The following is a 20407-nucleotide window of genomic DNA, read 5'->3' as shown; positions in this document are numbered from 1 at the left end:
ATTCGAACCACCGAAGGCGTAAGCCAGCAGATTTACAGTCTGCCCCATTTGGCCACTCTGGTATTTGCCCTTTTGCTTTCGAGAACTACTTCAAATCTCTCATTGAGTAGGTTTGTTTCTCAATTGCGATGCAAAGGTACAACTATTTTTGTAAACTCCAAGCGAAATCTATCATTTTTATTGCAGTAATTGCACATTCATCACCTTTATTGCCCAATTTGCCGCCGGCACGATCTTCGGCTTGCTCCATTGTATTGGTGGTTATCAGCCCGTAAATCACTGGTATATCGCCAGTTGCGTTCAGTTGGGTGATTCCTTGGGTGGCTCCCATGCAAACATAGTCAAAATGTGGGGTGTCGCCTCTTACTACGCAGCCGATGGCAATGACGGCATCCACATCGCTGTATTCAATCAGTTGATTGGCGCCGAAAATCAATTCAAAGCTGCCGGGTACGGTCTTCACCAAGATGTTCTCGTCTTTGGCTCCGTGTTTTTTTAAGGTCTCTACCGCGCCTTTCAGGAGGGAACCGGTGATATTGTAGTTCCATTCGGATACAACGATGCCGAATTTCATCTTTTCTGCATTGGGTACGGAATTGAAGTCATAGTCCGAAAGATTATGATAAGCTGTTGCCATGATGAGTTGAGATTAAAAAATTAGAAATTTAAAAAAGGGGGAAGGAGAAAAAAGAGGCACGGATTACGCGAATCACACGGTTGTGTTATTTCTTTCCGTGTTTCCGTGTAATCCGTGCCTGCGATTATATATAATAAGGTATATTATTTCTTCAGCAATTTGGCCTGTTCGATGTATTTGTCGATGTCCATAGCCTGATAAGAGCGGAAGTATTTGTCCTTGATGGTGGTGTATGCTTTGATGGCATCGTCATATTTGCCTTGCTTCACCAGGATTTCTCCGGCTTGTAGCAGGTAGATGGGGCTGAGTGAGTTGTTGTCGGCTTCGTTGGCGGCTTTCAGCAGCAAGGAAGCGGCTTTGTCCATCTGGCCGAGTTGTGCATAGCAGTTGCCCATGGCGCCAATCATGGCGGGAGCCACCATCTGGTCGTCACCGTCGAAGCTGTCCAGTGCTTTTACTGCCTCTTCATACTTGCCGAGGTGAGCATAGCAGATACCCATGTATGCTTTGGCGAGGTTGCCGGCTTTGGTGCCGCTATATTCGTTGGCAATCTTTGCAAATCCAGCGAAACCGATGCTGTCGCCGTTCAGGGCTTCTGCGTAGGCATCTGCTTCGAAGTATTCTTGACCTTTGAACAAGGCTGCTTGCGCTTTCTCTTCACGAGGGTCTGCATAAAGGTTCTTGTACATCACTACACCGGCCACGATGACAATGATTGCTACTACTGCGCCGATGATTGCTTTTTTGTTCTGAATGAAAAATGCCTCCGATTGTGTCAGTGCGTCTTCCACGTTCAAGGCCTCGTTCGTCTTTTTTTGTTCTGCCATTTTATATATTCTTTTTGTTATTATTCTTTTATCGCTATTTCGACCCGCAAAAGTAAGTTTTTTATGGCTATCAGCGAAATTTAGCGGCATCTTTTTTTATTTTGTACGGAAAAACCACGAAATTCTTTCTACTTTTGCAATCGAACTTATCGTTAGCATAATGGTATTAAAACGTATATCCATACTTAATTATAAGAATTTGGAGCAAGTGGAGCTGTCTTTCTCGCCCAAATTGAATTGTCTTTTCGGACAGAACGGCATGGGGAAAACCAACCTGCTGGATGCTGTCTATTTTTTGTCTTTCTGCAAGAGTGCGGGTAATCCCATCGACTCTCAAAACATCCGCCATGAGGCCGACTTCTTTGTGATTCAGGGCTTTTATGAGGCAAGCGACGGGACTCCCGAAGAGATATATTGCGGCATGAAGCGGCGTCAGAAGAAGCAGTTCAAGCGCAATAAGAAGGAGTACTCGCGCCTGTCGGACCATATCGGTTTTCTGCCTTTGGTCATGGTGTCGCCCGCCGATTCGGAATTGATTGCAGGCGGCAGCGACGAGCGTCGGCGGTTCATGGACGTGGTGATTTCGCAATATGATAAGGAGTATCTGGATGCGCTGATACGCTACAACAAGGCGCTGGTGCAGCGGAACACGCTGCTGAAGAGCGAGCAGCCGGTGGAGGAGGAGCTTTTTCTGGTCTGGGAGGAGATGATGGCGCAGGCGGGCGAGGTGGTGTTCCGCAAGCGGGAAGCCTTTATCCGGGAGTTTATTCCCATTTTCCAATCTTTCTATTCGTTTATTTCGCAAGACAAGGAACAGGTGGGGTTGTCCTACGACTCGCATGCCCGCAACGCTTCTTTGCTGGAAGTGCTGAAGGAGAGCCGGGTGCGCGACCGCATTATGGGCTATTCATTGCGCGGAGTGCATAAGGATGAACTGAATATGCTGTTGGGCGACTTCCCCATCAAGCGCGAGGGCTCTCAGGGACAGAACAAGACTTATCTGGTGGCCTTGAAGCTGGCTCAGTTCGATTTTCTGAAGCGTACCGGAACCACCGTCCCGTTGCTGTTGCTGGACGATATTTTCGATAAGCTGGATGCCTCGCGTGTGGAGCAAATCATCAAACTGGTGGCGGGCGACAGCTTCGGACAGATATTCATCACCGATACCAACCGCGAGCATCTGGACCGCATTCTGCACAAGGTGGGCAGTGACTATAAGATGTTTCGTGTGGTACAAGGCGTGGTGTCTGAAATGAAAGAGGAGGAAGCATGAAGCGTAACAATGCCGAACAGATAGGGGAGCTTATCCGCCATTACCTCCGGCAGGAGAGTCTGGAATCGCCGTTGAACGAACGCCGGCTTATCAATTCGTGGGCGGATGTGTTGGGTCCTACGATTGCTTCCTATACCCGTGAACTTTATATCAAGAACCAGGTGCTTTATGTGCACCTGACTTCCGCCGCCCTTCGCCAGGAATTGATGATGGGAAGGGAGTTGCTGGTGCGCAACCTGAATCGCCACGTGGGGGCGCAGGTCATTACGAATATCATTTTTCGATAAAAAATAATGTGCTGATTGTCAGTAGTAAATAGTCGGTTTGACAGACACTTGCTTCTGACGTCTCAGACACTTGTGTTTGTCGCGTCAGACACTGGTCTTTAGGACGACAGCAGCAAGTGTCTGTCAAACCAGCCAATAATGGGTGGATTTCACCACCTTCATTCCTCTATTTCTTGAATCTTTTTCATTGCGTGATGATTTCATCCATGCGGATGTCGAAAGGCTCTGCCGGCACCTCCTCCACTACTTGAAACGGGAAACAGATGCCTATTTTGTAGGCTGATGGAATGCGGGGCAGCAGCCGGTCGTAGTAACCCTTTCCGCGTCCCAGGCGATTGCCGTTGCGGTCGAATGCCACGCCCGGAACAATTACCAGGTCGATGGCGGCGTAGTCGGTAAAGCGTGCGCCGGTAGGCTCTTCGATGCTGTATGCGCCGATGGCCAGGTCTTCCGGTCCGGTGTATAGCCGCAGTTCCAGGTCATCTCCTACAACTACGGGCAGCAATATCCGCTTTTCGCGGCTCCACTTCCGGATGAATGTATGCGTATTCACCTCGTCTTTGAGCGAGTGGTACAGTAATATCGTGTTTGCCGCCCTGAAAGCCGGGTGTGCTTCGAGGGCGGCAACAATTTCAGCAGACTGTCGCGTAGCGGAAGAGCTGTGTCGGGTCTTCAACAAAGCTACCTGCTTGCGCAGTTCTTTTTTCTTTTCCTTCATTTTTCGGTTCCTTTATGTCGGGCGTTTCTTCCGGGGCTTTGGGAAATGCTTCACCGCGTTTCAAGATTTCCTGTGCCTTCTTTACGGTGGGGTCGCTCTGATTGATGTAGCGGATGTAGGGTTCCCGTCCCAGTATGTTATAGATGATATTTCCGTAGAGGCTTCTTTCCAGCAGTTTGTGCGACTTGTTGATAAGCAGGTTGCGTCTCTTGATGCCTTTGGAGTCGGCAAAGCGTATAAACTGGTCCACGATACCCTGATGGCGGAGATACTTCAACAGCTCCTCTTCATTTTCGCAGCTACTTAGTCTCGCCCGGTTGTGGTCGGTATATTGGAAGCTGAATTGCAGTATCAGGCCTTTGTTGCTGACTTCCATCAGGTAGGAAGATACGCCGGTGGTGTCTTGCGGCACAAATACATCGGGCATGATGCCGCCGCCGCCATATACGGTTCTTCCGAGACCGGTGGAGTAGCGCAGTTTCTCGTCCATCTTGATGCTGTCTTTCGAGAAGAACTCGCCATGTTCGTAGCGGGTAATCCAGTCCATTTCATATTTGCTGTCCTTGCCGTTCTCATACGGGCGCTGTATGCAGCGTCCCGACGGCGTGTAGTATCGGGCGATGGTCAGGCGGATGGCGGAACCGTCGCTGAAGTCGATGGGCTGTTGCACCAGTCCCTTGCCGAAGGAGCGGCGTCCTACGATGGTGCCGCGGTCGTTGTCCTGGATGGCGCCTGCGAAAATCTCACTGGCGGAGGCGGAGCCTTCGTTCACCAGTACCACCAACGGTGTCTTCTGGCAGCTGCCGGTGCCGTTGGCATAATCTTCCATACGCGGATATTTGCGTCCCTGGGTATATACAATCAGTTTTCCTTCTGTCAGGAATTCGTTGACCATGCGGATGGCCGCTTCCATGTAGCCTCCGGTGTTGTCGCGCAAGTCGATAATCAGTCCTTTGCATTTCTCGTGGCTCAGTTGCGCGATGGCATTCAGCAGTTCCACGTGAGTGGTGCGTCCGAATTTGCTGATTTGTATATAGCCGAAGTCGTCGTCCAGCATATAAGCTGCGTCGATGGTGTTCTGCGGGATGTCGCCGCGTGTGATGGTGAAGTCGAGCAGCTCTTTCTCCGTGATGCGCTTGACGCCTAACTTCACTTGTGTGCCCTTCGGCCCTTTCAGGTTGCGCATCGCTTTTTCGTTTGTCAGCCCTTTGCCTACAAACAGGCTGTCGTTGACCGTTACGATGCGGTCGCCCGCCATCAGGCCCACTTTTTCGGAAGGACCGCCCTGAATCACGCTGTTTACGTGTATCGTGTCTTCCTGAATGGTGAACTGGATGCCGATGCCGCTGAAGCTACCCTCCAGTTCGGAGTTGACCTCTTCCAGCCTTTGCGCCGGGATGTAGGTGGAGTGGGGATCCAGTTCTGCCAATATCTGTGGCATGGCCTTTTCCACCAGGCCGGTCATGTTGACCGTATCGACGTATTGGTCGTCAATCACGCGCAACAACGCGTTCAGTTTGTTGGACGAGCCGTTGATGATGCCCAGTTTGTTTCCGGCAAAGTGCCTCGTATAAAACGTTCCGATAAGAATTCCCACCACTACGCTAATCGCTATGATAAGCGGCATAAAACGGGAGGTGCCTTTTGTACTCATGATATTTATTTACTATTTACTGTTTATTGTTTACAAGTTGGTGGCGCGTTCGTTTGTTCATTTTGCCTTATTCATTGTCTATTGGAAGGTAGATTATTTCGATGCCGGCACGTTTCAGCAGTTCCACGCCGTCTTCCAGTCGGTATTTCTCCGAATAGACCACCCGCTTGATGCCCGCCTGGATAATCAGCTTGGAACATTCGATGCAGGGAGAGGCCGTGACATACATGGTGGCACCGTCGCTGCTGTTGTTCGAACGGGCTATCTTGGTGATGGCGTTGGCTTCGGCGTGCAGTACGTAGGGTTTGGTGATATTATTCTCGTCTTCGCATACGTTCTCAAAGCCGGACGGGGTGCCGTTGTAGCCGTCGGAGATAATCATCTTGTCCTTTACAATCAGTGCGCCTACTTTGCGTCTCTGGCAATAGGAGTTTTCCGCCCAGATGTTTGCCATGCGTATATAACGTTTGTCCAACGCTTCTTGTTTGTCTTTTGCTGAATCTTCCATGATTTTTTTATTTATTAGGGGTGAGACCTATTACACGGGTGGCTCCTCCGTCCTTGAAATAGAGCGTCAACGAGTGTATGTCCCCTTCATATTTATAGACGTTTTGCAGTCCTTTGATAAATGCTTTGCCCAAAGCGTCGTTTTCTGTTCCGGAAACTTTCAGGTTGAAGGTGAGCGCTTTCGATTTGCCGTCGGCATCCCAGGTGCCGCTTATGGTGGCGCCGACACCTTTACCGGATACTTTGGCTCCCATCAGTTCTCCATCCAGCTCCTCTCCCTCAAACTCAAGGGTGAAGTAGGAGGTCTCATGGTTTAGCTTGTTCAGGCTCTCCTCCATATCCCTGTTATTGTTCCATATACCCGAATAAAACGGGGCACCGTTTCCTTTGTCGGTCAGGCGGCTGAGTTTCCACGTTTTTCCTGTGAAAATAGCAGCGACATCATCCTCGTTGTTGCAACCGCTTAGCAAGGGCAGCAGCGAGAGCACGAGCAGCAGGCGGTATGTCTGTCTTATCAAGCAGTTCATTTTTTTATTCCGTTTCTGATTAATAATGCATCGATGGTAGGCTCCTGTCCGCGGAAGCGTTTGTAGAGGGTCATCGGATGTTCCGTTCCACCTTTTGACAGGATGTTCTCGCGGAAGGAGTTGGCCACTTCCGGATTGAAGATACCTTTTTGTTTGAAGAGCGAGAAGGCATCCGCATCCAGCACTTCCGCCCATTTGTAGCTGTAATATCCGGCGGCATATCCTCCGGAGAAGATGTGCGAGAATTGCGTGCTCATGCAGGTTCCCTCAACAGAGGGGAGTATCTGCGCTTTTTCCCATGCTTTCTTTTCGTATGCCCTGACATCGCCTTCGAACGCTGTGTTGCGTGTGTACCAGGCCATGTCGAGCAGGCCGAAGCTTACTTGGCGCAGGCAGGCGTATGCCGCGTTGAAGTTGGAGGAGTCCACGATGCGCTGTATCAGTTCGTCGGGAATCAGCTCTCCTGTCTGGTAGTGGCGGGCAAAGGTGTGCAGGAACTCTTTTTCGATGGCGAAGTTCTCCATGATTTGTGAGGGAAGCTCCACGAAGTCCCAATAGACATTCGTGCCGCTCAGGCTTTCGTAGGTGGAGTTGGCGAACATGCCGTGCAGGCTGTGCCCGAATTCATGCAAGAACGTTTCCACTTCGTCGAACGTCAGCAGGGCGGGTTTGTCCTGTGTCGGCTTGGTGAAGTTCATCACGATGGATACGTGCGGGCGGCTGTCTTCGCCGGTTTCCGGGTCTATCCATTGCCCTTTGTATTCGGTCATCCAGGCTCCGGCGCGTTTGCCCGCGCGGGGATGGAAGTCGGTATAGAACACGGCGAGGAATTTTCCGTCCTTGTCGAACACTTCGTAAGCGTCCACGTCCTTGTGGTAAACGGGGATGTCAGCATTCTTCTTGAACGTGATGCCATAGAGGCGGGTGGCGAGTCCGAAGACTCCCTCCTTCACCCGGCTCAGTTCGAAGTAGGGGCGCAGCATCTCGTCGTCGATGTTGAATTTGCTGTCTTTCAGTTTGTGTGAGTAGTAGCTCCAATCCCACGGCATCACCACGAAATCTTCTCCTTCTGTCCGGCGTGCCAATGCCTGCACCTCCGCATACTCCTGTCGGGCGGTGGGCGTGTAGGCATCCAGCAATTGGTTCAGCAGTTTGTAAACGGCGTCGCTTGTTTGTGCCATGCGCTCCTGCAAGGCATATTCGGCATAGTTGTCATATCCCAGTATCCGGGCAATTGCCATGCGGGTGTTGACCAGCTTCTTCACAATTTCCAGGTTGTTGCAGTCGTTGTCGTGGGTGCACTTCGTGTTGTATGCCATGTAGAGCTTGCGGCGCAAGTCGCGGTTGTCGGCGTATGTCATGAACGGGCTGTAGCTAGGGGCGTGCAGGGTGAATACCCATCCCGTTGCTTCTTGCTCTTTGGCGGTCTCGGCGGCGGCTTCGATGGCGCTTTCCGGCAGGCCTGCCAGTTGCGACGGGTCGGTAATGACGAGCCGGTAGGCGTTTGTCTCCTTCAGGTTGTTGTCGTTGAATCGCAGTGTCAGCAGGCTGAGTTCTTTGCATAGGGCACGGTATTCCTCTTTGGCTTCTCCCTCTAAGTTGGCTCCATTGCGCACAAAACCGTTGTATATCTCCTCCAGCAGTTTGTGTTGTTCCGGGTTCAGCGACTCTTTATCGGATTGCTCATACACAGCTTTGACACGTGCAAACAACTTTTCGTTCAGGTTGATGTTGTTGGCGTGCTCGCTCAGTAGCGGCATGATTTCTTGGGCCAGCTTTTGCAGGTCGTCGTCGGTTTCCGCGCTGAGCAGGTTCCCGAATACGGTGCTGACGCGCTGAAGCATTTCTCCGGACCGTTCGTATGCCAGGATGGTGTTGGCAAAGGTGGGCGCTTCCGGGTTATTGATAAGAGCGTCTATTTCCGCATGCTGTCGGCGGATTCCTTCGTGGAAGGCGGGGCTGTAGTCTTCGCTTTTTATCTTGTCAAACGGTACGGTTCCGTGTGGAGTGGCATATTTTTCGAAAAAGGGATTCTGAGCCGATAGGTTGTTCATAAGGCAAAGCAATATTAGTGTTCGTACGATTTTGTTCATCCTCAAAAGACTTTAGAAATGAATTATTTGCAAAAATGCAAAAAAAATAGGCGACTTCTATAGAAGCCGCCTATTTTTTATTATTTTCTAACTGTATATTAGCAGTTAACTGATGCCATGTGAGCAATCAGGTCAAGAACCTTGTTAGAATAACCGATTTCGTTGTCATACCAAGATACAACCTTAACGAAAGTATCAGTCAAAGCGATACCGGCCTTAGCGTCGAAGATAGAAGTGCGAGTGTCACCCAAGAAGTCAGAAGAAACAACTGCATCTTCAGTGTAACCCAGAACACCCTTCAATTCGCCTTCAGCAGCTTCCTTCATGGCAGCGCAGATTTCAGCGTAAGTAGCGGGCTTAGCCAAGTTTACAGTCAAGTCAACTACAGAAACGTCCAAAGTCGGAACACGCATTGACATACCTGTCAGTTTGCCGTTCAGTTCGGGGATAACTTTACCTACAGCCTTAGCAGCACCGGTAGAAGAAGGAATGATGTTGCCAGAAGCAGCACGACCACCTCTCCAGTCTTTCAAAGAAGGACCGTCAACTGTCTTCTGAGTAGCAGTTGTAGAGTGAACGGTAGTCATCAAACCGTCAGTGATACCCCATTTGTCGTTCAATACCTTAGCGATAGGAGCCAAGCAGTTAGTTGTACAAGAAGCGTTAGATACGAATTGAGTACCCTTAACGTATGTCTTTTCGTTAACACCGCAAACGAACATCGGAGTGTCATCTTTGGAAGGAGCAGACATTACAACGTATTTAGCGCCGGCTTCAAGGTGAGCCTGAGCTTTTTCTTTAGTCAGGAACAAACCTGTAGATTCTACTACATATTCAGCACCTACAGCATCCCATTTCAGGTCAGCAGGGTTTCTTTCAGCTGTTACACGGATTTCCTTGCCGTTTACAATCAGCTTGCTGTTTTCAACGTCAGCTTCGATTGTGCCGTCGAATTGGCCGTGCATAGTATCATACTTCAGCATGTAAGCCAAGTAATCTACCGGGCAAAGGTCGTTGATACCTACGATTTGGATATCGTTTCTTGTTTGAGCTGCGCGGAATACGAAACGTCCGATACGTCCGAATCCATTAATACCTACTTTAATCATTTTGTTTAAACTTTTAAGGGTTTTATAATGTTTAAAAATAAACTTTCGTCTAATAATTGCATTTCTTCTTGAAATGCGCTGCAAAAGTAAGAAAATGTTTTTATATTCGTAGCCAAAATCGTAATTAAATAATTGAAAAGATGGGAAAAAGTACTTTTTTACAAGATTTTAAGGCTTTTGCCATGAAAGGCAATGTGATAGACATGGCTGTCGGTGTAATCATCGGCGGCGCGTTTGGAAAAATCGTTTCTTCGATAGTGGCGGATGTGATTATGCCTCCCATCGGTTTGCTGGTGGGCGGTGTGAATTTTACCGATTTGAAATGGGTGATGAAACCTGCTGCGGTAGTTAATGGCAAGGAGGTGGCAGCCGTGACACTGAATTACGGCAATTTTTTGCAAGCTACTTTTGATTTCCTGATTATCGCCTTTTCTATTTTCTTGTTTGTCAGGCTGCTGAGCAAGCTGACTGAAAAGAAGAAGAAAGAAGAAGCCCCAGCCGCTCCTCCTGCTCCTCCCGCACCGAGCAAGGAAGAGGTGTTGCTGACCGAAATCCGCGATCTCTTGAAGGAAAAGAAGTGATTGGGAATTTTTCCGGCCCCGATGATTGTGGCTATATACGCATGGACGGCCGTGTCGCCGGGGCTGAAAAACCGCGTTAATATTCTTAATAATGCTTAATGTAAAAAGAAAAATCAGAGATAATCTGTTGTCTTTGCAGAGATGAAAACGAAGATTATTATATTCATGCTGTTTGTGGTCGGTTGGGTCGTGTGTGCGGCCGGACTGGTCGATGGTGCATCGGACTGTGCCGGTGCCGATTGCGTGGAGCAGTGTGAAAGGGGAGTGTTGTCGGAGCACGATTGCCATTCGTCTATACAGGGTGACGTCGTGGCCGATATTCCCGTTCGTTCCATCATGTTTGCACATTGCGACCGTATCCATTCGGGACATGTACGTGTGTTGAATCGTTGCATGCGCTTGATGTATCGGTACAATCCGGTCGCATTCTTGAAAGGCGGAAAGGTCATGGACTTGGCTGTAATCCGCCATTTTCACAATAACCACGATGTATGCTGTCCCGTGAAGCTGTCCGAAAGTCACGGCTTTATACGTCTTCGCAAGTTGTTGATTTAGCATTCTTTATTCATAGGGATTTTTTTCTCTCTTATAAATCTATTCTCTTTCTGACATTTCGGCTCTTCATAAAGGCTGAATGGGAGCATGCTCATGCCTGCTTTGGCAGGTTTGCTGCCCTTTGACGGCTTGTGTATGGGGCGATGATTCCCGAGTCTCTATGATGGCAAGCCCGAGGTGTCTGTCATGACATTGTATTACTCAAAAAAAACTGATTTTAAATAATTATGAATAAAGAATTTATAAAAGTCCGTACTATGGCGGACGTGGCAATTTCATCCGCATTACTTGTTCTGGGAATCGTTTTGGTTGCACTGCCAACCGCTGTATCGGTAAGCATTTTTGGCTTTTTTACGCTTGTGGTTGGCGCTCTGTTGCTGGCGGTTCTAAAAAGCGGCTGGCAAGATTCAAAAACCAAGGAGCGCTATTGCAAGAAAGAGGTGTTTTTCCATCAGAACAGTAAAGACAAGATACTGCACGCCTTGGAGCATCGCATGGGAAATATTGAGCTGTCTGAAGAAAACAGGGGCGAAGGGATGAGGATGGAGATATATTATAACAAGCAGAGCCGGAAAGCCTTTGTAACCCTTTTCGAGTATGTTCCTTACAACTACGAACCTATTTCTTCTACTGTCGAATATACGGTGGATGAAATAGCGAAACTTGTTGGCTAAATCAAAACAATTCCGCATAAAACAAAAACAATGGCATTGATAATAATCTATTTTTTAGGGGCGTTGTCGCTCTCTTTTGTATGCTCGGTGCTGGAGGCCGTTTTGCTTTCCACCCCTATGTCGTATATCTCCATGAAGGAGAAGCAAGGGAATGCCACTGCCTCTCTGATGAAGAAGTATAAGGGTAATATAGATCGTCCGGTCGGCGCTATCTTGTCGTTGAATACAATTGCCCACACCATCGGGTCTGCCGGTGTAGGCGCAGAGTCGATCCGGGTGTTCGGTGAGCAGTATTTTGGTGTCATATCGGCGGTTCTGACGCTTTTGATATTGGTTCTTTCAGAAATCATTCCTAAAACAATCGGAGCCACCTACTGGCGCTCGCTCGCCATGTTGTCCACAAAAGTGATACGTATGATGATTGTGGTGACCTATCCGTTGGTGCTGCTCTCTGAGCTGATCACCCGTCTGTTTACCCCCAAAAGGCACCGGCAAGTGTCTGTTAGTCGCGAAGAGGTGTCGGCTATGGTCGATATGGGTAGGGAAGAGGGTGTGTTCAAAGAGTCGGAAAGCAAAATCATTAAAAGCTGCATACGCTTGTCGAGCGTAAAGGCAAAGGAGATAATGACACCGTCGATTGTGGTGGAAGCCGTCAACCGGAAACTGACTTTCAAGGAGTTTTACGACATACAAGAATGGAAGTTCTCCCGCATACCGATATACGAGGTGTGCAAGGAATACATTACGGGGTATATTCTGAAAGATATGGTGCTGGAGGAGCTCTCGGAAGATAGGCCTGATGGTAAACTCTCTGATATCTCACGCCCCATCTTGTTTTTCCGGGAAGAAGATTCCGTGTATAATATCTGGGAAAAGATGTTGGAGAAACGTGAACATATTTCTGTCGTGACAGATGAGTTTGACTGCATGCGGGGCATTATCACGATGGAGGATATCATTGAGACAATGACAGGAGTGGAGATTGTTGATGAAGAAGACATCGTTGTCGATATGCAGATGCTGGCAGAAGAAAAATCAAAATCGTTGTCTCAAAGAAGGAAAACCGGTTGATGAATTTTCTGTCAGATGCAGATGACGCGGATAACGCGGAGTTTTCGTCTTGATTCATCCGTGCCGTCCGCGTCATTCTGTGTCCGAAAGGTGGGCGTACGCAGGCTTTTCATGACCTTGGCGTCTCTTTTGATGACTTCCGTCGAATCATAATTATTTACATGCGATGTTTCCTCTCTGAAAGTTCCGTCTGCATCAGCTCTTCCGGTTTGCGTCTTATCCGGTCCTTTTCCGCTTCGTAGTTTCTTCGGTGTTTCTTCGGACGTTCTTCGGACATTCTTCGGTCCTAGGGAGTGGAGTTTGTCCGAAGAACGTCCGAAGCCGAATAGGTCCTGGTAGGGGGCGGATAGGGAGCAGGCCGGGAGAACGGCGGAGAAGCGCGGAAAAGCTGTTTTTTCACCGGAACGTGCCGGTTGCAGAAAAAGCTCGAAAAATATCTTTACATTTGTCTGTTTGGAAGGGTTTGCCGGCATGGCTTTTTCATTTGAGGGGCTTTGAACTTCCGGACAGCTCCCTCTTAATAATCGTTAATCTCCTTCCTTTTTCTTCTTTCCTTATTTGTCTCTTATCAAATTATATCGCTACATTTGTGATATCAAAATGATACTAACTTAATGAATAGGAATATGGAAGCAAAAGAGTGTATTTTCAATGGTTTTAAGATGAATGGCTTTATGGCCTTGTTTATTCATCTGGTGGTGTTGCCGGCGGTGATGTTCTTTGGGTTTACAACAGATTGGGTGGCCTTATGGCTGCTTTCCGCGTTTTTGTGTCTTGTTTGGTTTGTCCTGTTGGCGGGATATATGCAGTTGGAGCCCAACGAGGCGCGGGCGATGGTCTTCTTCGGAAAATACAAAGGCACGTTCAAGGAGACAGGCTTCTTCTGGGTGAACCCTTTCCTGGACAAGAAGAAACTCTCGCTCCGTGCACGCAACCTGGACGTGGAGCCCATCAAGGTAAACGACAAGATAGGCAACCCCATCCTGATTGGCCTGGTGCTGGTGTGGAAACTGAAAGACACCTATAAGGCGATGTTTGAGATTGACTCGCAAACCATGGCATCCTCCGCTACAACGGGGACGAATGCCAATCAAATAAGCATCGGCAATGCCGTGGCAAACCGCATGAACGCCTTCGAGAACTTCGTGAAGATACAGAGCGACGCCGCCCTGCGCCAAGTGGCGGGACAATATGCCTACGATGACAACGAGGCCGACATCCATGAACTGACCCTCCGCTCCGGCGGCGAGGAAATCAACGAGCAGCTGGAGCAGAAGCTGAACGAACGCCTGGCGATGGCGGGCATGGAAGTGGTGGAGGCACGCATCAACTACCTGGCATACGCGCCCGAGATTGCCGCCGTGATGCTGCGTCGCCAGCAGGCATCCGCCATCATCACCGCTCGCGAGAAGATTGTGGAGGGAGCGGTCTCCATGGTGAAGATGGCGCTGCAAAAGCTCTCTGAAGAGGAAATCGTGGAACTGGATGAGGAGAAGAAGGCAGCCATGGTCAGCAACCTGCTGGTAGTGCTCTGCGCCGACGAGGCGGCACAGCCGGTAGTGAATACAGGAACGCTTAATCATTGATGAGTTGACAACCCGTCAACTCATCTCCTAAAACTAAAGCAATATGAAACGGAATGTTTTTTTGCCTCTTTGTCTTTTCCTGCTGCTTTGCCTGGCAGGGACGGGTGCGTGCCAGGCGCAAGGTGCCGACCGGGCACGAGAGCAGCGCATTTATGAATGGTTTGTAGCCGGCAAAGGGGATAGTATCCATGCGGCATTCAGTCCGAAGTTGCGTGCCAAGTTGACGCCTGCTGTGTTCGACGACACCTTTAGGCAGACAGAACAGACCTTTGGCAAGCTGAAGTCGCAAGGTGGCTGGCAGACGGAGTGCGCGACAGGCATGACGGTGCACCACTGTGAGTTGGAGTTCGAGCGCTACCGCCTTCGTCTCCTGTTGGCTTTCGATGCGGACGGCAGCCTGAATACGCTTCGGCTGGTTCCGGCACCCGCTCCGGAGGCGGTTTCTCCTGTCCCGTCTGCCGATGCTGATGCCGTGAAGCTCCCGGAAAGGGAATTGACGCTGGGTGCCGACGGCTTCAAGCTGCCGGGCACGCTGACCCTGCCTCGTGCGGCGGTGGCCGCCGGCGCACGCAAAGTGCCTTGTGTGGTGCTGGTGCATGGCTCCGGTCCGAACGACCGCGACGAGACATTAGGCCCCAACAAACCCTTTCGCGACCTTGCCCACGGATTGGCGGAGCGTGGCATAGCTGTCATCCGCTACGACAAGCGGACGAAGGTGTATGGAGCCGCCTGCGTCCCCGAAGGCCGTGTGCTCGACTACGACACGGAGGCGGTGGACGATGCCCTGACGGCAGTGGCGCTTGCACGGAGCCTGCCCGAAGTGGCTGCTGACAGCATCTATGTGCTGGGACATAGTCTGGGCGGAACATTGGCGCCCCGCATCGCCGAGCGGTCGGACCATCTGGCAGGCATTCTGCTGCTGGCAGGCATGGCACGCCCGATGGAAGACGCACTGGTGGAGCAGGTGGCTTATCTCGCTTCTCTGGCGGGCGATGCTTCCGCTGCCGAGGAGCAGCTTGCCGAGCTGAAACGGCAGGTGGCGAACGTGAAGCTGCTGGGCACGCCGTCGTTCGACGAGCAGGTGCCTCTGCCCCTGAACCTGCCCCGTTCCTACTGGGAGGCTGCCAATGCCTACAAGCCGGTGCAGGTTGCCGCCCGCCTGAGCCTGCCCATCTGTGTGCTGCAAGGCGAGCGCGACTATCAGGTGACGATGGAGGATTTCGCCTGTTGGCGTTTCGGCTTGTGGCGTAGCAAGAACGCCTGCTTCAAGTCCTATCCCAAGCTGAACCACCTGTTGCAGGAGGGCACCGGCAAGTCCACTCCGTTCGAGTACAACCGCGCTTCCGCCGTTCCCGCATACGTGCTGGATGACATCGCTGCCTTCCTGCACGGCGTGCGCAGTCTTGCCGACCATTAATTACTAACCCTTAATCACTAGACACAAGTGGCTAAGAAAGAGAATACAACCAAAAGTTTTGTCCTCCGCGTGGATGCCGCCACGATGGCGGCCATCGAGAAGTGGGCGGCCGACGAGTTCCGCAGCACCAACGGGCAGCTCCAGTGGATTATAGCCGAGGCGCTGCGGAAGAGTGGGCGGATGAAGAAATATATTGGTGCGGATAATCAGAAGGAATAACGAGTATGGATAAACCGGCATTTGTATATAGCGATAGAATGATTTCCGACAAAAACTATGTGGAATGGTTATCAGAAATCAAACAACGGCTTCAGGGTAGCCAAATCAAGGCGGCAGTTCAAGTCAACACCGCCATGCTTGAATTTTACTGGAGCGTTGGGCGCGATCTTGTAGAGAAGAAAGCCGAACAGGTTTGGGGAACGGGAGTGGTCAGGCAACTGAGTCTTGACCTTCGGGCTGCATTTCCCGGTGTGAAAGGATTGTCTATTGATAATATGTATTTTATGCGTAGGTGGTATGCATTCCTTCAAAACTATCTGTTCCGCAGGGCGACCTTGCCCGGAGTATATTGAAAGACCCGTATGATTTCAATTTCCTTACGATGACGGCAGGTTACAATGAACATGAATTGGAAGAGGCGTTGGTGAATAATATTACCCGCTTTCTGCTGGAACTTGGAAGAGGCTTTGCATTTGTGGGTCGTCAGATGGAGTTGCGGATGCCCAATGGCAAGTCTTATTTCCCGGATTTGATATTTTATCACATCCGCATGAAGTGCTATGTGGTGGTAGAGTTGAAAGTTGTGGACTTCATTCCGGAGTTTGTGGGTAAATTGAATTTTTATGTCTCTGCTGCTGATGAATTGCTGAAGCAGGCGGATGACCATCCGTCCGTCGGATTGTTGATTTGTAAATCGCATGACAAGACCACGGTAGAGTGGTCGTTCCGGGGCATTGACCGTCCTGTCGGGGTGGCTTCCTACCATTTGCAGGAAGTTGTGGAAAGAACGATAGCTGAGATTAGCCAAAAGACCAAAGAGGCGGCAGAAAAAATGGACTAAACGTTGAATCATACGGATTGATTTGCTTTTCACTACCTGATTTTAGTGATTGCCCCTCCCTCATTATACCCATTTTTAGGTATTGCGCCGTGCCTGCCGATGCCCTATCTTTGCATCGTCAGAATTTAAATGAATTAGTTAGTCATAATTACGTAACCATTTTCCCGAAAGGAATAAGAAAAAGTTTCTCGCTTTCCGATGTGACATCGCAAGGCGGGATTCGTTCTGTTTAACTCCTTCCACTCCCGTGAATGAAGCGTGGAAGAACTCAAAATAAAAAACGAAAAAAACTTTGCAGTTTGTTTTCTGCATCGTACCTTTGCCGATGCCTTTCAGCTGGCCCGTTGGGGCAAGCGGGAGGGGCGTATTTTTAAGGGCGTTTTTACGTGCTTTATCTTTCAAGGTTAAACTTCGCAACTTTGGTCTACAGGAAGATAGCGGCAACGAAAGCGCACACTATGTATGTGTTTATCAAACACGTGCCCGGAAGGGGCGTGTTCTGCATAATCCGTACGGCGTGGGCCAGCTGCGTTGCTTATCTCTGTAGACAGGCAATGCGAAGGCCTAACCTTGGGATAAGCGGATGTGGAAACCCACGTCTTTGTTTATAAACACATGCATAAATCTATTATGGAATCCATTGGCCGACTTATTAAGGAAGAACTGGAGCGGCAAGAACGCTCCGTCACGTGGTTTGCGAACAAGCTCTCTTGCCATCGCACCAATGTTTACGATATTTTTGCACGCGACAACATCGACATCACCCTGCTCATCCGCATCTCCCACATTCTCAATCGCAATTTCCTGAAAGACATCTCCGACCATCTGGAGGAGGGGTTGCAGGCTCGCGAAGCGTGATGTATCCTTGTTTTACCCAATCAGACTCATCCGGCATTTGGAGTGCTGTCACCCGAAATGTCGGATGCTTCTCCCCATCTTCCTTCTCTTATAATATTTATAAATCACAAATCCTATCGTTGTCTTATTTCTTGCTACATCTATGTAGAATGTTGTGCTATATCTTTATAGAACTTTTGTGACTCTATTCACCTACCTTTGCACAAATTCAAGTTGATACACCAAATACACGTCTGGAAATCATCTTGAATATATGGGAAAATTTTTTAATTACTAATTTATTTATTCTTTACAATTATGAAAAAGAAACTCATGATGGTAGCAGTGTTTCTGGGAGCGTTGTCTCTGGGAGCATGTGTGGACGACAACGAATCCGCATCGGTAACGAATGTGCGTAATGCGAAAGCAGAACAGCTGAAGGCTGCTGCAGAATTGGACAAAGCACAGGCTGAAGCTGCGCTGATTCAGGCAAATACTGAAAAACTTATTGCTGAAGCTGAAGCTGCTTATCAAGCAGCCCTGACTGCTGCTAAGGAGCTTGAAAATGAACAAGCTAAATTAGCTCTACAAAAAGCGCAAGCTACTTTGGATATAGAAATAGAGGCAGCCAAAATTAAGGCTGAGGCTCAACTGCAAGCTGCAAAAGCTGCATTGGAAACAGCAAAAGCAAATTTGATTGCCGCTTTGGATAAGGTGGATGCTGCTGAAAAACAGAGAATTCAGGACTTAGTGGTAAAAGCGGATAATGTATTGCAACTATTACAAGATGCAAGAGGTGCTAAGTTGAGTGCTACTACGCAGATTGCAAGGTTGAATGCCGAGCTGGTCATAGTCGAGGAATATGTAGCAAATGAAACGAAAAGATATGAAGGTTATATTGCTCGACAAGAAGCATTGATCGCTGAATATTCTAAGTATGAAGCTACGGTTAAGACTAAGGAAGAAGCTAAAAAGGCTTATGATGAAGCTCATGCGACTTGGTTAGCTTTAGATAAGATATCAAGAGAAAAGAATGTTGCATATGAAGAAGCGCAACAGGTTTACTTTGATAAAGTTGATTTGCAAGGGCAATATGAATTTGCGCAGAAAGCAGGCGGTGAATATTGGCAATATTATAAAGTGGTAGATATATTCGATGATGGTGATAACAACCCGCATAATCATAGCGTTGAATATACATACGAAGATAAGACTGTAGGGATAGAGAACTTCTATGTACCAGTTGTTAATTATGAACTTAACACAGAGGCTATTGCTCAAGCAAAAGAAAATTGTGCTGGAGAACTTAAGAATACTGAAGAAGGATGGTTGTCTTATGCTGAAAATCAGGTTAAGGTGACTGCTTTGGCAGTAGCAGAAGCTCAAAAGGCACTGACGGACAAACAAGCTACAGATGAATATAAGAATGCTGTGAAAGCAGTAGCAGATGCTCAGAAAGCATACGATGAGGCTAAGACATCAGAAGATAAGAATAATGCGTATTGGACTTTGCAGGCAAAAAAGCAAGACTTGGCGAATGTGACTATCAATGAGGAAAATGCTTTGAATACTGCTAATGAAAACAAAGAAAGTGCAGATGAAAATCTGAAGAACGCCAAGGAACATGTCGAAAACTTGAATAAGGAGTTGGCAAAGATTGATGAAGCTGAAGCTTTTGCAACAGGTGATGCCGCAAAAGCATATACCGAATATGTTGATACTTACAAAAAGGCTTTTGAAGCATTGAATATAGATGCTGCGTTGGCAAAAGAAAATGCAAATAGAGCAGTTGAAAAGCAATGGACTTTGGCAAACTCCTTGAATAATATTGCTAATAGCTACGCAGATTATGAAGGTTTAATTAGTAATTGTAAGCAAAACATATCTAGATATCAAGGATTTATCGCTGAATTGGATAATGTAGCTACTAAAGAAGAGGCTATCAAGCAGGAGCAAGAAAAACTTGCTAAGGCTGAGTCTGATGTGGCTATTTATGAGGCACAATACAAAGACTATATGTCTCAGATTCAAGCTTTAATCGAATCAACTCCGGCAGAATAATCCTTACTATTAACGGCATAAAAACAAGAAAGTAACATGAAGATAACAAGACTTTTACTGTTAGCCGTTATGCCCATGATGTGTCTTTCAGTCGATGCGCAGGAGTGCAAAAAGGACTTCACCCCCAAGAAAGGTGATTTCACCCTTGCTGCAACTGTAGGATACAATAGCTACGCAAGCGTCACGGCCCTTCCGGGCACACTGGCAAACTATGAAGTGGCAGCGCTCTCCACCAACTGGTCAGACAAGAAACTGATGGTTGGCTTCGAGGCAGGCTGGTTCTTCAACGACTTGTGGAAACTTAACTTGGGTGGCGGTTTGAACTTCACGAATAACCCCGGTTATTCGGCTGTTCCCGGCACGATGGACGAAAACGCTTCCGCAGAAGACAACATGGGAGAAATCCCGGGTTATCGCGCGGTGGCCGATGCACAGACCTTCTCATACAATGTCTTTGCAGGTGTCGATCGGTATTTTAAGATGAAGAACGTTCCCAACTTGATGTGGTACACGGGCTTGCGTGTAGGCATGGCATACGCCCAGAACCAGATGAAGTATGACGAATACGAATCGATGGGAAAATCCGTCGGCGAAAGCTGGAACCTCCGTGGCTCCATCACGATGGGTGTGGATTACTTCCTGCTCCCCGGTTTGTATGTAGGCGCCCAAATCGATCCTTTCTCTTATACGTACAACATGACTACGTATAAGCCTCAGGAAGGACTGAGCAACCTGGATGCCGACAGCCATAACTTCAGTTTGCTGGCTGCACCCACTCTCAAGGTCGGCTTCAAGTTCTGATAAAGAAAAACTGAGCTTAGGGTAAATAGAAGAAGGGGGTTGTGTCAATCTTGACACAACCCCCTCTTTTTCTTTGGGCTTCATGATTTCTCTGATGTGACTGCAAATCGGCTGTCGGGTTGTCATCAGGTA

The 20407-nt window shown here is 48.6% G+C and carries 24 protein-coding genes; 14 read left to right on the top strand and 10 right to left on the bottom strand.

The genetic code is table 11. The features are described from left to right. Nucleotides 1-142: 142 nt before the first annotated feature. Both ribH and K2G43_RS11045 read right to left on the bottom strand, forming a co-directional pair. Complete coding sequence (gene ribH / locus K2G43_RS11050) at nt 143-637, bottom strand: 6,7-dimethyl-8-ribityllumazine synthase (RefSeq protein ID WP_297643194.1); 495 nt, start codon at nt 635-637, stop codon at nt 143-145. A gap of 143 nt (nt 638-780) precedes the next feature. Then, entirely contained in the window at nt 781-1464 is a 684-nt protein-coding gene (locus tag K2G43_RS11045) for a tetratricopeptide repeat protein (RefSeq protein WP_297643196.1), read from the bottom strand. A gap of 160 nt (nt 1465-1624) precedes the next feature. On the opposite strand from K2G43_RS11045, the gene recF reads away from it, so the two are divergent. Further along, nucleotides 1625-2737, top strand: a complete 1113-nt coding sequence (gene recF / locus K2G43_RS11040) for a DNA replication and repair protein RecF (protein WP_297643197.1) — start codon at nt 1625-1627, stop codon at nt 2735-2737. Then, nucleotides 2734-3024 carry a DUF721 domain-containing protein gene (locus tag K2G43_RS11035; RefSeq protein ID WP_297643199.1) on the top strand — a complete coding sequence of 97 codons (291 nt, stop codon included), beginning with the start codon at nt 2734-2736 and terminating at the stop codon, nt 3022-3024. Before recF ends, K2G43_RS11035 begins: the two co-directional genes overlap by 4 nt. 184 nt (nt 3025-3208) lie before the next feature. On the opposite strand, the gene K2G43_RS11030 is transcribed toward K2G43_RS11035, so the two are convergent. The 6 genes from K2G43_RS11030 to gap form a co-directional block, all read right to left on the bottom strand. After that, nucleotides 3209-3742, bottom strand: coding sequence for a 5-formyltetrahydrofolate cyclo-ligase (locus K2G43_RS11030; RefSeq protein ID WP_300155127.1), 534 nt, complete (start codon nt 3740-3742; stop codon nt 3209-3211). After that, nucleotides 3657-5396 (bottom strand): S41 family peptidase, encoded by a 1740-nt coding sequence (locus tag K2G43_RS11025; protein WP_297643203.1) that lies wholly within the window; start codon nt 5394-5396, stop codon nt 3657-3659. Before K2G43_RS11025 ends, K2G43_RS11030 begins: the two co-directional genes overlap by 86 nt. 67 nt (nt 5397-5463) lie before the next feature. Then, nucleotides 5464-5904, bottom strand: coding sequence for a dCMP deaminase family protein (locus K2G43_RS11020; protein ID WP_297643204.1), 441 nt, complete (start codon nt 5902-5904; stop codon nt 5464-5466). 7 nt (nt 5905-5911) lie between these two features. After that, a complete protein-coding gene (locus tag K2G43_RS11015; RefSeq protein ID WP_300155123.1) occupies nt 5912-6430 on the bottom strand; it encodes a DUF4847 family protein in 519 nt (172 codons plus the stop codon). Then, nucleotides 6427-8484 (bottom strand): M3 family metallopeptidase, encoded by a 2058-nt coding sequence (locus tag K2G43_RS11010; RefSeq protein WP_297643208.1) that lies wholly within the window; start codon nt 8482-8484, stop codon nt 6427-6429. Before K2G43_RS11010 ends, K2G43_RS11015 begins: the two co-directional genes overlap by 4 nt. A 137-nt stretch (nt 8485-8621) precedes the next feature. Then, nucleotides 8622-9632: a type I glyceraldehyde-3-phosphate dehydrogenase gene (gene gap, locus K2G43_RS11005; protein WP_300155118.1), complete on the bottom strand. Its 1011-nt coding sequence runs from the start codon at nt 9630-9632 to the stop codon at nt 8622-8624. 140 nt (nt 9633-9772) lie between these two features. Between gap and mscL the strand changes: the two genes are divergently transcribed. The 4 genes from mscL (at nt 9773) to K2G43_RS10985 (ending at nt 12513) form a co-directional block, all read left to right on the top strand. Beyond that, nucleotides 9773-10213 (top strand): large-conductance mechanosensitive channel protein MscL, encoded by a 441-nt coding sequence (gene mscL / locus K2G43_RS11000; protein ID WP_300155115.1) that lies wholly within the window; start codon nt 9773-9775, stop codon nt 10211-10213. A 141-nt stretch (nt 10214-10354) separates the two neighbouring features. After that, nucleotides 10355-10768, top strand: a complete 414-nt coding sequence (locus tag K2G43_RS10995; RefSeq protein WP_300155112.1) for a hypothetical protein — start codon at nt 10355-10357, stop codon at nt 10766-10768. 227 nt (nt 10769-10995) lie between these two features. Then, nucleotides 10996-11442, top strand: coding sequence for a hypothetical protein (locus K2G43_RS10990; protein ID WP_300155109.1), 447 nt, complete (start codon nt 10996-10998; stop codon nt 11440-11442). Nucleotides 11443-11472: 30 nt separating this feature from the next. Further along, a complete protein-coding gene (locus tag K2G43_RS10985) occupies nt 11473-12513 on the top strand; it encodes a CNNM domain-containing protein (protein ID WP_300155106.1) in 1041 nt (346 codons plus the stop codon). 11 nt (nt 12514-12524) lie between these two features. Here the strand turns inward: K2G43_RS10985 and K2G43_RS10980 are convergent, their stop codons facing one another. Then, the gene (locus K2G43_RS10980; protein ID WP_300155103.1) at nt 12525-12986 is read right to left on the bottom strand and encodes a hypothetical protein; all 462 of its coding nucleotides are present in this window, start codon (nt 12984-12986) and stop codon (nt 12525-12527) included. Between the two features lie 153 nt (nt 12987-13139). On the opposite strand from K2G43_RS10980, the gene K2G43_RS10975 reads away from it, so the two are divergent. The 5 genes from K2G43_RS10975 to K2G43_RS10955 are packed head-to-tail and all read left to right on the top strand — an operon-like array spanning nt 13140 to nt 16576. After that, a complete protein-coding gene (locus K2G43_RS10975; protein WP_300155100.1) occupies nt 13140-14099 on the top strand; it encodes an SPFH domain-containing protein in 960 nt (319 codons plus the stop codon). Nucleotides 14100-14142: 43 nt separating this feature from the next. Beyond that, nucleotides 14143-15516, top strand: a complete 1374-nt coding sequence (locus K2G43_RS10970) for an alpha/beta fold hydrolase (protein WP_297645150.1) — start codon at nt 14143-14145, stop codon at nt 15514-15516. A gap of 27 nt (nt 15517-15543) precedes the next feature. Next, complete coding sequence (locus tag K2G43_RS10965) at nt 15544-15735, top strand: DNA-binding protein (protein WP_297645152.1); 192 nt, start codon at nt 15544-15546, stop codon at nt 15733-15735. Nucleotides 15736-15740: 5 nt separating this feature from the next. Further along, nucleotides 15741-16088, top strand: coding sequence for a DUF1016 N-terminal domain-containing protein (locus K2G43_RS10960; protein ID WP_300155096.1), 348 nt, complete (start codon nt 15741-15743; stop codon nt 16086-16088). Further along, on the top strand, nt 16085-16576 hold the full coding sequence (locus K2G43_RS10955) for a PDDEXK nuclease domain-containing protein (RefSeq protein ID WP_300155093.1): 492 nt from the start codon (nt 16085-16087) through the stop codon (nt 16574-16576). Before K2G43_RS10960 ends, K2G43_RS10955 begins: the two co-directional genes overlap by 4 nt. Before the next feature lie 138 nt (nt 16577-16714). Here K2G43_RS10955 and K2G43_RS10950 read toward each other — a convergent pair whose 3' ends face one another. After that, complete coding sequence (locus K2G43_RS10950; protein WP_300155090.1) at nt 16715-16978, bottom strand: hypothetical protein; 264 nt, start codon at nt 16976-16978, stop codon at nt 16715-16717. Between the two features lie 213 nt (nt 16979-17191). Between K2G43_RS10950 and K2G43_RS10945 the strand changes: the two genes are divergently transcribed. The 3 genes from K2G43_RS10945 (at nt 17192) to K2G43_RS10935 (ending at nt 20275) form a co-directional block, all read left to right on the top strand. Then, nucleotides 17192-17434 carry an XRE family transcriptional regulator gene (locus tag K2G43_RS10945; RefSeq protein ID WP_297645160.1) on the top strand — a complete coding sequence of 81 codons (243 nt, stop codon included), beginning with the start codon at nt 17192-17194 and terminating at the stop codon, nt 17432-17434. A gap of 297 nt (nt 17435-17731) precedes the next feature. After that, nucleotides 17732-19474, top strand: a complete 1743-nt coding sequence (locus tag K2G43_RS10940) for a hypothetical protein (protein ID WP_300155087.1) — start codon at nt 17732-17734, stop codon at nt 19472-19474. Between the two features lie 36 nt (nt 19475-19510). Further along, a complete protein-coding gene (locus K2G43_RS10935) occupies nt 19511-20275 on the top strand; it encodes a BT1926 family outer membrane beta-barrel protein (RefSeq protein WP_297642401.1) in 765 nt (254 codons plus the stop codon). The last annotated feature ends 132 nt before the right edge of the window (nt 20276-20407 follow it).

Source organism: Bacteroides sp., from assembly GCF_029057325.1.
In the GTDB taxonomy this organism is placed as follows: Bacteria; Bacteroidota; Bacteroidia; order Bacteroidales; family Bacteroidaceae; genus Bacteroides.
Note: the sequence above shows the minus strand (reverse complement) of the source record. Positions and strands in the feature narration are given on the sequence as shown.